Annotated in this window: 10 protein-coding genes and 1 pseudogene; 4 read left to right on the top strand and 7 right to left on the bottom strand. The window is 66.3% G+C overall.

Annotation, left to right across the window (positions count from 1 at the left end; genetic code table 11):
• A pseudogene (locus G0Q01_RS18155) lies at positions 1-243 on the top strand (sarcosine oxidase subunit gamma); the annotation flags it as partial.
• 234 nt (positions 244-477) lie between these two features.
• On the opposite strand, the gene G0Q01_RS18150 reads toward G0Q01_RS18155, so the two are convergent.
• The 7 genes from G0Q01_RS18150 to betI form a co-directional block, all read right to left on the bottom strand.
• Entirely contained in the window at positions 478-1,254 is a 777-nt protein-coding gene (locus G0Q01_RS18150; RefSeq protein WP_164197079.1) for a MetQ/NlpA family ABC transporter substrate-binding protein, read from the bottom strand.
• Between the two features lie 36 nt (positions 1,255-1,290).
• Positions 1,291-1,965, bottom strand: a complete 675-nt coding sequence (locus tag G0Q01_RS18145) for a methionine ABC transporter permease (RefSeq protein ID WP_164197080.1) — start codon at positions 1,963-1,965, stop codon at positions 1,291-1,293.
• Complete coding sequence (locus G0Q01_RS18140; RefSeq protein WP_108969219.1) at positions 1,955-3,016, bottom strand: methionine ABC transporter ATP-binding protein; 1,062 nt, start codon at positions 3,014-3,016, stop codon at positions 1,955-1,957. The genes G0Q01_RS18145 and G0Q01_RS18140 overlap by 11 nt, the downstream gene beginning before the upstream one ends.
• 282 nt (positions 3,017-3,298) lie before the next feature.
• Complete coding sequence (locus tag G0Q01_RS18135; RefSeq protein WP_164197081.1) at positions 3,299-4,150, bottom strand: GH25 family lysozyme; 852 nt, start codon at positions 4,148-4,150, stop codon at positions 3,299-3,301.
• A gap of 128 nt (positions 4,151-4,278) precedes the next feature.
• Positions 4,279-5,937: a choline dehydrogenase gene (gene betA / locus G0Q01_RS18130; protein WP_164197082.1), complete on the bottom strand. Its 1,659-nt coding sequence runs from the start codon at positions 5,935-5,937 to the stop codon at positions 4,279-4,281.
• An 11-nt stretch (positions 5,938-5,948) separates the two neighbouring features.
• A complete protein-coding gene (betB, locus tag G0Q01_RS18125; protein ID WP_164197083.1) occupies positions 5,949-7,409 on the bottom strand; it encodes a betaine-aldehyde dehydrogenase in 1,461 nt (486 codons plus the stop codon).
• 2 nt (positions 7,410-7,411) lie between these two features.
• Positions 7,412-8,089, bottom strand: coding sequence for a transcriptional regulator BetI (gene betI, locus G0Q01_RS18120; protein WP_108969212.1), 678 nt, complete (start codon positions 8,087-8,089; stop codon positions 7,412-7,414).
• A gap of 106 nt (positions 8,090-8,195) precedes the next feature.
• Between betI and choX the strand changes: the two genes are divergently transcribed.
• The 3 genes from choX (at position 8,196) to choV (ending at position 11,058) form a co-directional block, all read left to right on the top strand.
• Positions 8,196-9,116, top strand: a complete 921-nt coding sequence (gene choX / locus G0Q01_RS18115) for a choline ABC transporter substrate-binding protein (protein WP_164197084.1) — start codon at positions 8,196-8,198, stop codon at positions 9,114-9,116.
• Between the two features lie 86 nt (positions 9,117-9,202).
• Positions 9,203-10,042, top strand: coding sequence for a choline ABC transporter permease subunit (gene choW / locus G0Q01_RS18110; protein WP_164197085.1), 840 nt, complete (start codon positions 9,203-9,205; stop codon positions 10,040-10,042).
• Complete coding sequence (gene choV, locus G0Q01_RS18105; protein WP_108969207.1) at positions 10,039-11,058, top strand: choline ABC transporter ATP-binding protein; 1,020 nt, start codon at positions 10,039-10,041, stop codon at positions 11,056-11,058. The genes choW and choV overlap by 4 nt, the downstream gene beginning before the upstream one ends.
• Positions 11,059-11,121: the final 63 nt, after the last annotated feature.

Raw genomic sequence — 11,121 nt, 5'->3', positions numbered from 1 at the left:
CGCGAGGTGAGCTTCGTCATCGAAGGCCCGCGCGCCGCCGAGCTGATGACCATCGGATGCGCCCGCGACATCGACGCGATCCCGGTCGGCTCCGCCCGCCGCACGCTCTTCGACGGCGCCACCGTGATCCTCTGGCGCGACGCCGAAACCCGCTTCCGCATCGACGTGTGGAACAGCTTCGCTCCGCACCTGCTCCACCTCCTGAAGGTCGGAGCACGCGAACTTGCCGCTGAAAGTGTCTGATGCGATGCGCCTTTTGCCAGAGTGATGGCTCAAGAAGAGGCGCACAAGGATGGGGTTGCGCAGAGCAGGACCTTCCTTCTGACCGTGGTCTTCCCGGCCAGCCCGGGGGAGTATGCGTCAGAGCACATGGGCTGCCCCCCCCCCGCCGAGCACAATGGAAAAGGCCCGCCGCGACATCCGCGGCGGGCCTTTGCTTTTCATGGCGCGGCGGGCAGGGCGCCCGCCGACCGCGGCTTACCAGGAGGTCAGCACGGTGCCGTGGTACTTCTCTTCGATGAAGGCCTTGATCTCGGGGCTGTGGTAGGCGTCGATCAGCGGCTTCACCCAGGGCTGCTCCTCGTCGCCCTTACGCACCACGATGATGTTCACGTAGGGGTTGTCGGCGCTTTCCATGGCGATCGAGTCTTCCTTCGGGTTCAGGCCCGAGGCAATCGCGTAGTTGGTGTTGATCAGCGCGGCATCGAGGTCGGCCAGCGAGCGCGGCAGCTGCGCCGCGTCGAGCTCCTGGAAGCGCATGTCCTTGGGGTTCTCGACCACGTCGAGCACGGTCGGCACGAGGCCGGTGCCCTCGGCGAGCTTGATTAGACCGAGCTGTTGCAGCACCAGAAGCGCGCGGCCGCCGTTGGTGGGATCGTTGGGGATGCCCATGGAGCCGCCCTCGGGGAAGTCGTCCAGCGCGGTGACTTTGTCCGAGTAGACGCCCATCGGGGTGGTGATGGTTGTCGCCACCGGCGCCAATTCGAAGCCGCGGTCTTTCATCTGGTTGTCGAGGTAGGGCTCGTGCTGGAACGAGTTGGCCTCGATGTCGCCGTCGGCCAGTGCCTGGTTGGGCACCACGTAGTCCGAGAATTCGACCACGTCGATGTTGAGGCCCATGGGCGCGGCAACCTTCGCCACTTCTTCCATGATCTCGGCGTGCTCGCCCGGCGAGACACCGACCTTGATGTCTTCGGCCATCGCGGTGCCGGCCATCAGGGCCAATGCGGAGACGAGGGGGATCATACGCTTCATGGGATTTCTCCTTCCATCTGTGTTCTTATTATGGAGTCAGCGGCCGCGGTTGCGCGGCGCGCGCTTGTCGACCAGCCGGGCCAGACCCTCGCCGAGGGATTGCACGAGCTGGACCAGCACGATGAGGATCACGACCACCGCCAGCATCACCTCGGGCATGAAGCGCTGGTAGCCGTAGCGGATGCCAAGATCGCCGAGGCCTTCGCCACCGACGGCACCGACCATGGCTGAGTAGCCGATGAGGCTGACGAGGGCGAGCGTCAGGCCAAGGGTAATGCCGGGCAGCGCCTCGGGCACCAGCACCTTGCGGATGATCTGGAAGGGCGTGGCGCCCATGGCCCTGGCCGCCTCGATGAGGCCGCTGTCGACCTCGCGGATGGCGTTTTCGACGAGCCGCGCGATGAAGGGCACGGCGGCGATGGTCAGCGGCACGACGGCGGCAGTGGTGCCGATCGAAGTGCCGGCAATCATCCGGGTGAAGGGGATGATTGCCACCACGAGGATGATGAAGGGAACCGAGCGCGTCGCGTTGACAAGGAGGCCGAGCACCTTGTTCACCCAGGGCGAGGACAGCAGCTCGCCGCGTTGCGAGACGGCCAGATAGACGCCGATGGGCAGGCCGAAGAGTGTGCCGAGCGCGCCCGAGATGGCGACCATGTAGAGGGTCTGAAGCGTGGCTTCGATCAGCAGGTTGATGAGGTTAGCCGACATAGCCCAGCACCTCCGTGAGCAGCTCGTGGCGTTGAAGAAAGGCGCGGGCTTCTGCGCCGCGGTCCGCGTCGACCGAGACCAGCAGGTTGCCGAAGGGATGCGGGCCGATCTCCTCGATCGCGCCGGCCAGGATGTTGACCGGGATGCCCAATTCGGAGGTGAGCTTGGCGAGCATCGGGTCGGTGGCGTGTTGCCCGGCAAAGGTGATGCGGATCACCTCCTGGCTGTCGCCTTGCGGGCGCTCGGCGACCAGCTTGCCGGCGATGAAGCTCGGCAAGGTGATGCCGGTGATCCCCGACAGGAACGAGCGGGTCGTCGGGTGCTGGGGCGCGGCGAAGACCTCGTAGGTCGATCCCGCCTCGACGATGCGGCCGCCGTCGATCACCGCCACGTGGCTGGCAATGTCGCGCACCACGGCCATTTCGTGGGTGATCAGCAGGATGGTGAGGCCAAGGTCGCGGTTGATGTCGGCCAGCAGTTTCAGCACGGTCTGGGTGGTCTCGGGGTCGAGCGCCGAGGTGGCCTCGTCCGAGAGCAGGACCTTGGGCTGGGTGGCGAGGGCGCGGGCGATGCCGACGCGCTGTTTCTGGCCGCCCGAGAGTTCCGCCGGATAGCGGCTGCTGAGCTGCTCGAGGCCGACGCGGGCGATGAGGTCATCGACGCGGCGCTTGATCTCGGCGCCGGGCACGCCCGCGATCTCGAGCGGCAGGGCGACGTTGCCGTAGACCGTGCGAGAGCTCAGCAGGTTGAAGTGCTGGAAGATCATCCCGACGTCGCGCCGAATGCGCCGCAGCGCCGCGCCGCTGGCGCGGCCGACGTCATGACCGGCGACGGTGACCGCGCCGGAGGTCGGCTGTTCCAGGCCGTTGACCATGCGCAGCAGCGTGGATTTGCCGGCGCCGGAGCGCCCGATGATCCCGGTGATCGTGCCGGGGGCGACGTCGAGGCTGATATCCTCGAGCGCCATGACCTTGCCGGAGCCCTTCTTGTCGAAGGACTTTCCCAGCTTGTCGAAGGTGATCGCGGCACCTGATGTCTGTACGTCGGCCATCCGAGTCTCTTGTTTCCGTCCGGCCTCCTCCCGCGGCGCGATAGACCGGATATGGGCCGGGGACGCAAGCCCTACCGGGCACTTGCGGGCGCAGGGGTACTGTGCGGCGGAGTGTGTCATGCCTGCAGGGCTGGGAGGGTGTTCCGGCTTGTGGCAAGGCACGCGGGGGCTGTTCGCCGGGTGGCGGGGCGGGCCGGAGGATGTTCTTTTTGCAAGAGGACAGACGCGTACATGCCTCACCCGGCGCCTGGTCGGTCCCGGGTGAGGATGTGCAGGGCGGCGCTACCCTTGGCTGCGCGCCGCGAGCCAGGCCTGCCAGGTCGCCTCGTTGCCGGCGAAGGCGTTCAAATCCACCGGCCCGCGCACCCCGGGCACCAGCCCGGTGCCGGTGTATTGCCAGAAGCTCCAGCGCTCGTCGGGATAGCGCTCCGAGGGGTGTGCAGTGACCGAGCGCAGCCAGAACTCGGTGCCGCGCAGGCTGCCGAGATCGTTGCGGGCGTAGAAGTCCGGCGTCGTGTAGATCACCGGGGCGGTGCCATAGTGACGCTCGACGATCCGCGAGAACTCGCGGATGCTGGCGCGCACCTCGCTCGCGGGCGGTCGGATGCGGCAGGTGGGCGAGAGGTGGTTCCACTCCATGTCGAGGATCGGCGGCAGGTCGCCGCGCCGTTTGGGCACGTTGGCGATGAACCACGCGGCCTGCTCGTGCGCCGGGCGGCAGAAGTAGTAGAAGTGATAGGCACCGACAGGCACGCCCGCGGAGCGGGCCCCCGCGGCGTTCTGCCCGAAGGCCGGGTCGATGTGATCGCCACCCTCGGTCGCCTTGAGGTAGCCGAAGCGGATACCCGCGCCGCGCGCCGCGTGCCAGTCGATCACGCCCTGATAGCGCGCGGCGTCGAGCCCGTGCACAGGGTAGCGGGCCGGGCTGATTGCGCCCCAGTCATGCGGCTTGGTGTCGCCGAAGCGGTGGGGGATGCCGGAGGCGCGGTTCTCTCGCACGTAGAGCGCCTGGGTTTCGCTTGGGGAGAGGGTCACGGTGCGTGGCGCCGAACTGCCGCAACCACCCAGGGTTGCCGCCAGTGCGACGATCAATGCGCCCGCCCTGACCCATGGTCGGGGGGATGGGGTGATCATCTTCTTGTCCTGCTCTTGCCTGGGACAAGCGTAGCCTGAAAAGTGAGTCGCGGCATCAGGGAGTTGTGCAACGCCGGGTCATCCCTAGGCAGCATCCGCGCCGCCGGTGTGGCGGCGCGCGAAAGGCGTCAGCGCTGTGCCGTTCTCCACTCCGGATGCACCCACGGCTGGGCGTTGTCGCGGGGCAGGGGCTGCTTGCCGAGGATATGATCCGAGGCCTTCTCTCCGGTCATGATCGAGGGCGCGTTGAGGTTGCCGTTGGTGATCTGCGGAAAGATCGAACTGTCGGCAACGCGCAGCCCCTCGACGCCGATCACCCGGCACTCGGGATCGACCACGGCCATCTGATCGCTCGCCGCGCCCATGCGGCAGGTGCCGCAGGGGTGGTAGGCGCTTTCGGCATGCGCGCGGATGAAATCGTTCAGCTCCTCGTCCGTCTGGAAGGAGTCTCCGGGCTGGATCTCGTGGCCACGGTAGGGGGCAAAGGCCTCCTGGCCGAAGATCTCGCGGGTGAGGCGGATGCAGGTGCGGAAATCGGCCCAGTCATCCTCATGCGACATGTAATTGAAGAAGATGCTGGGAGCGTCCTTGGGGTCGGCGGACTTCAGCGTCACCGCGCCGCGCGATTTCGAGCGCATCGGGCCGACGTGGGCCTGGAAGCCGTGTCCCTCGGCGGCTGCCTTGCCGTCGTAGCGCACGGCGATGGGCAGGAAGTGGTACTGGATGTCGGGGTATTCCACGCCCGGCTTCGAGCGCACGAAGGCGCAGCTCTCGAACTGGTTCGAGGCGCCCGGGCCCTTGCGGGTGAAGAGCCATTGCGCGCCGACATAAGCCTTGCCGAAGAGGTTCCAGTACTTGAACAGCGACACCGGCTGCGTCGCCGCCTGCTGGATGTAGAGCTCGAGGTGGTCCTGAAGGTTCTGCCCGACGCCGGGACGGTCGGCGACGACCTCGATGCCGTGTTCCCTGAGGTGCTCGGCCGGGCCGATCCCCGAGTGCATCAGCAGCTTCGGCGAGTTGATCGAGGAGGCCGCGAGGATCACTTCCTTGCCGACCGTGATCACCTCGACCTTGCCCTTGCGCTCGATCTCGAGGCCGGTGGCGCGGCCGTTCTCGATCACGACCTTGCGTGCGAGCCCGCGCACCACTTCGACATTGCCGGTGGCGATGGCGGGCTTGAGGTAGGCCTTGTAGGCCGACCAGCGCTCGCCCTTGTGGATGGTCGCGTCGAAGGGGCCGAAGCCCTCCTGCTTCTCGCCGTTGTAGTCATGGGTCGCCTCGTAGCCCGCCTGCACCCCGGCCTCGACGAAGGCGCGGGTGAGGGGATTGTCGCGCTTGCCGCGCGAGACGTGCAGCGGGCCCGAGGTGCCGCGCCAGTCCGGATCACCGCCGTGACCGCCCTCGTGCCAGCTCTCCATGCGCTTGTAGTAGGGCAGCACGTCGGCATAGGCCCAGCCCTGCGCGCCCATCTCTTCCCAAGTGTCGAAGTCCCGCGCGTGGCCGCGCACGTAGACCATGCCGTTGATCGAGGACGAGCCGCCCAGCACCTTGCCGCGCGGCGTGGCAAGGCGGCGCCCGCCAAGATGCGGCTCGGGCTCGGACTCGAAGCCCCAGTCGTAGCGCTTCATGTTCATCGGGTAGGAGAGCGCGCCGGGCATCTGGATGAAGGGCCCAGCGTCCGTGCCGCCGAATTCCACCACGATGACCTTCTTGCCCGCCTCGGCGAGCCGGTAAGCGATGGCGCAGCCTGCCGAGCCCGCGCCGACGATGACGTAGTCCGCCTGCATCACGGCCTCCTTCAGAACGGGGCTTCGGTCGGGTTCATGCCGACGTAGACCGATTTCACCTGGCTGTAATGCGCGATGGCGGCCTTGGAGTTCTCGCGGCCAACACCCGACATCTTGGAGCCGCCGAAGGGCGCCTCGACCGGGGTGAGGTTGTAGGCGTTGATGTAGCAGGTGCCCGCCTCGAAGCCCGCGGCCATGCGGTGCGCGCGGGTAAGATCGGCGGTGAACACACCGGCGGCAAGGCCGAACTGCGTGTCGTTCGCGCGGGCCAGTGCTTCGTCCTCGGTGGCGAATTTCAGCACCGACATGACCGGGCCGAAGATCTCCTCGCGGGCGATGGTCATCTCGTCGGTGACATCGGCAAAGAGCGTCGGCTCGATGTAGAAGCCCGCGCCGTCCAGCACCTTGCCACCCTTCACCAGCCGCGCCCCTTCTTCGACGCCCTTGGCAATGTAGCCCTCGACGATGCTGCGCTGGCGGGCCGAGACCATCGGACCGATGGTGGTGGCCTCGCCCATCGGATCGCCGATCACGGCGTTCTCCATGCGCTCGGCGACCCGGGCGACGAATGTCTCATACAGCCCCTCCTGCACGAAGACGCGGGTGCCGTTCGAGCAGATCTGGCCGGTGGAATAGAAGTTGCCATTGATCGCGGCAGCGACGGCGCTTTCGAGGTCGGCATCGTCGAAGACCACGATCGGGGACTTGCCGCCCAGTTCCATGGTGACATGGCGGATGCCGTCGGCGGCGGCGGCGTAGACCTTGCGGCCCGTGGGCACCGAGCCGGTGAGCGAGACCTTGTCGACGCGCGGATCCGTGATCAGCGACGCGCCGACGGCGCCATAGCCCTGCACGACGTTGAAGATGCCCGCAGGCGCGCCGGCTTCGATCAGGATCTCGGCGAGCTTGAGCGCCGTCAGCGGGGTCGTCTCGGAGGGCTTGAAGATCATCGCGTTGCCGCAGGCCAGCGCGGGCGCAGCCTTCCAGCTGGCGATCTGGATCGGGTAGTTCCAGGCGCCGATGCCGACGCAGACGCCGAGCGGCTCGCGGCGGGTGTAGACGAAATCGCCGCCTGCCACCGGGATGTGCTCGCCGGTCAGCGTGCCCGCAAGACCACCGAAGTATTCCAGCGCATCGGCGCCAGAGGCGGCATCGGCAATCAGCGTCTCGGACATCGGCTTGCCGGTGTCATGGGTTTCGATCTCGGACAGCTCGCGGTTGCGCTCGCGCAGCAGGTCAGCCGCCTTGCGCAGCACGCGGCCGCGCTCGGTGCCCGACAGTGCGCCCCATTCGGCCTGCGCGGCTTTTGCCGAGGCCAGCGCCTGCTCGATGATCGCCGGGGTGGCGGCGTGCAGGGTGGCGATCACCTTTCCGGTGTGGGGGTAGATCACCTCGATCTTTTCCCCTGCGGTGTCATCGACATAGGCGCCGTTGATGAAGTGGCTGCCAGCGGGTTGGTAAGCAGAGGTCATGATTACTCCTGAGGTCCTGCAAGGGGGGCCATGGGCGCCGGATCGGCGTCCGCCATGGAGATGTCGTCGTTTTCGTGGACTTCGGTGCATTCGGCGGCGATGGCGCGCAGCACGTGCTGCGCCCCCTCCGAGCCGTCGACCGCGCCGACCGCCTCTTCGGGCGGGCGCAGCATCTTGGTGTCGAGCGCGTAGCGCAGATACAGCCCGTCGATCAGGCCACCGATTCGCCGTGCCACATCCGGGGCGCGTTCACCGATTCTGGGGCGCAGCGCGTAGACCAGATTGCTGTGCAGCCGGCGCTGATAGAGATAGAGCAGCCGCCGCGCCTCTTCCGAGCGCAGCGCGAGTGCGTAAAAATTCACCCATGCCGAGATCGCCTCGCGGCGGAAGCTGCCCATGCCGAAACTGGCCTGGACGATGGCATTCACGCGGTCTTCGGGGGTGATGGCGCTCGCTAGCGCCCGGGTCACGTCTGCCTTGTAGTCCGACAGGATAGACCGCATCGCGGCGAGAAAAAGCGTGTCCTTGTCGTGGAAGTAGTGGAACGCGAGCCCCGGCGAGACCCCGGCGCGCTTGGCGATCTGGCTGGTCGTGACGTTGAGCGTGCCCGAGGCACCGATCTCGCGGATCGTCGCAGCGATCAGATCCCTGCGTCTTTCTTCCTCGGATTTGCGGGCCATGTGGGGCTCCCAGAGATTTTTGGTTGCTTTTCCGGGATAGCCTGTCATTAATTGACTCGTCAATCAATATCTCAGATTCATCACGCTAACCTCAAAAGGGGACCCTATGAAACTCGTACTGACCACCTCCGCCATCGCTCTTTGCGCAAGCGCCGCCGTTGCAGATTGCTCCAAAGTCAGGTTCTCGGATGTGGGATGGACGGACATCACCGCCACCACGGCAGCCACCACGACCGTGCTGGAGGCGATGGGCTATGACACTGAGATCAGCGTGCTTTCCGTGCCGGTGACCTACGTGTCGCTGGAAGAGGGTGACATGGATGTCTTCCTCGGCAACTGGATGCCCACGATGGAGGCCGACATTGCCCCCTACCGCGAGGCCGGCACCGTCGACACGGTGCGCGCCAACCTCGAGGGCGCGAAGTACACGCTGGCCACCAATGCCGCAGGCGCCGCACTGGGAATCAAGGATTTCGCCGACATCGCTGCCCACGCCGATGATCTGGACGAAACCATTTATGGCATTGAGCCCGGCAACGATGGCAACCGGCTGATCATGGACATGATCGAGGCGGATGCCTTCGGGCTGAAGGACTTCGACGTCAAGGAAAGCTCGGAACAGGGCATGCTGAGCCAGGTGGCACGCCTGTCGAAAAAGGATGACCCCATCGTCTTCCTCGGCTGGGAGCCGCACCCGATGAACGCGAACTTCGATCTTACCTACCTGTCGGGCGGGGATGACTGGTTCGGCCCGGATTTCGGCGGCGCCACGGTTTATACCAACACCCGCGCCGGCTATGTCGAGGAATGCCCGAACGTCGGCAAGCTGCTGACCAACCTCGAGTTCTCGCTGCAGATGGAGAACGAGATCATGGGCGCGATCCTCAATGACGGCGAGAAGTCGGACGCGGCGGCGGAAGCCTGGCTTGCTGCGAACCCGGACGTGCTCGATAGCTGGCTCGACGGCGTGACCACGCTGGACGGCGAGCCGGCGCTTCCGGCGGTGAAATCGGCCCTGGGTCTCTGATCCTGGCTGTCGCAGCTTGGCTTCGCGTTCCGGCGCGGAGCCAGACGACATCCTTCTCCTGACTGCTCATCATAAGGAGCGCAGCCTTGGATTGGCTCACTTCATACAAGATTCCCGTCGGCGACTTCGCGGCCTTCATCTTCGAGGGCATCCGTGACCACGCCGAGGGGCTGCTCGACCTGCTCTCCGTCGTTCTCGAGGCGATGATCGAGGGCATCCTCTGGGTTCTGCAGGAGCCCAACCCGTTCTTCATCATCGCCGCCTTCATGCTGATCGCCTGGCTTCTGCAGCGCAGCTGGAAGGTCTGTGCCTTCGTCGCGCTCGGCTTTCTGTTCATCCTCAACCAGGGCTACTGGGAGGAGACCACGGAGAGCCTGACGCTGGTGCTGTCGGCCTGCGTGGTCTGCATGGCGATCGGCGTGCCGGTGGGCATCGCTGCCGCGCACCGGCCCCGGCTCTACGCCGTGCTGCGCCCGGTGCTCGATTTGATGCAGACGCTGCCCACCTTCGTCTACCTTATTCCGGCGATCGTCTTCTTCGGCATCGGCATGGTGCCGGGGCTCATCGCCACGGTGATCTTCGTGCTGCCCGCGCCGATCCGCCTGACCCAGCTCGGCATCTCCTCGACGCCGCAGCAGCTGACCGAGGCCGTCCGGGCTTTCGGGGGCACCAACCGCGACGTTCTGTTCAAGGCCGAACTCCCCTATGCGCTGCCGCAGATCATGGCCGGGCTGAACCAGACCATCATGCTTGCGCTGTCGATGGTGGTGATTGCCGCTCTGGTCGGCGCTGACGGGCTCGGCGTGCCGGTGGTGCGGGCGCTCAACCAGGTGAACACCTCGCTCGGTTTCGAGAGCGGACTGGTGATCGTGGTCGTGGCCATCCTGCTCGACCGCCTGCTCAACCTCGGAGGCGACAAGAAATGACCACGGCCGTGAAGATCGACAATGTTTCCATCGTCTTCGGCGACGCGCCGGAAGAGGCGCTGCCACTGATGGACCAGGGGCTGGACCGCGCCACGATCCAGAAGAAGACCGACCAGGTGCTCGGCGTGCACGATTGCTCGCTCGACGTCGAGGAGGGTGAGATCCTCGTGCTCATGGGCCTCTCGGGCTCGGGAAAGTCGACGCTTCTGCGCGGCGTCAACGGGCTCAACCCGGTGGTGCGCGGCGGCGTGCATGTGCGTGAGGGCGCGCGCATGGTCAATGTCACCGACGCCTCCTCCGCCGACCTGCGCCGCATCCGCCGCGAGCGGGTGGCCATGGTGTTCCAGCAATTCGGCCTGCTCCCCTGGCGCTCGGTCGCCGAAAACGTCGGGCTCGGACTGGAGCTGGGCGGCATGGGCAAGGCGGCCCGCCGTGCCAAGGTGATGGAGCAGCTCGAACTGGTCGGCCTGTCGAACTGGGCCGACAACAAGGTGGGCGAGCTTTCGGGCGGGATGCAACAGCGCGTCGGCCTTGCCCGCGCCTTTGCCACCGAGGCACCGATCCTGCTGATGGACGAACCCTTCTCGGCGCTCGACCCGCTGATCCGCAGCAAGCTGCAGGACGAGCTTCTGGAACTGCAGTCTAAGCTCAAGCGGACGATCATCTTCGTCAGTCACGATCTCGACGAGGCCTTCAAGATCGGCAACCGCATCGCGATCATGGAGGGCGGTCGCATCGTGCAATGCGGCACGCCGAACCAGATCGCCAGTGATCCGGCGAACGACTACGTGGCCGAGTTCGTGGCCCATTCCAACCCGCTCAGCTTCCTGCGGGCCAAGGACGTGATGAAGCCCTCAGAAGCGCCCGCCGAGGTCGAGGTCGACGAGGAGACCCCGGTGCTCGAGTTCGCCGCCGCGATGACCGAACGCAACGCGCCGGTGGCGGTGACGCGGGGCGGCGTGCGGATTGGCACGGTGACCCCCGCAACGCTGCTGGAGCGGCTGGTGGCGCAGTAGGGCCCTCTGGGCGATGCAGCGAAAAGGCGCGGCTCTGGCTGCGCCTTTTTCAGTGTCCGGTGG

The sequence above is a fragment of the Salipiger sp. PrR007 genome (assembly GCF_010499845.1).
Classification (GTDB): Bacteria; Pseudomonadota; Alphaproteobacteria; order Rhodobacterales; family Rhodobacteraceae; genus Salipiger; species Salipiger pacificus_A.
Note: the sequence above shows the minus strand (reverse complement) of the source record. Positions and strands in the feature narration are given on the sequence as shown.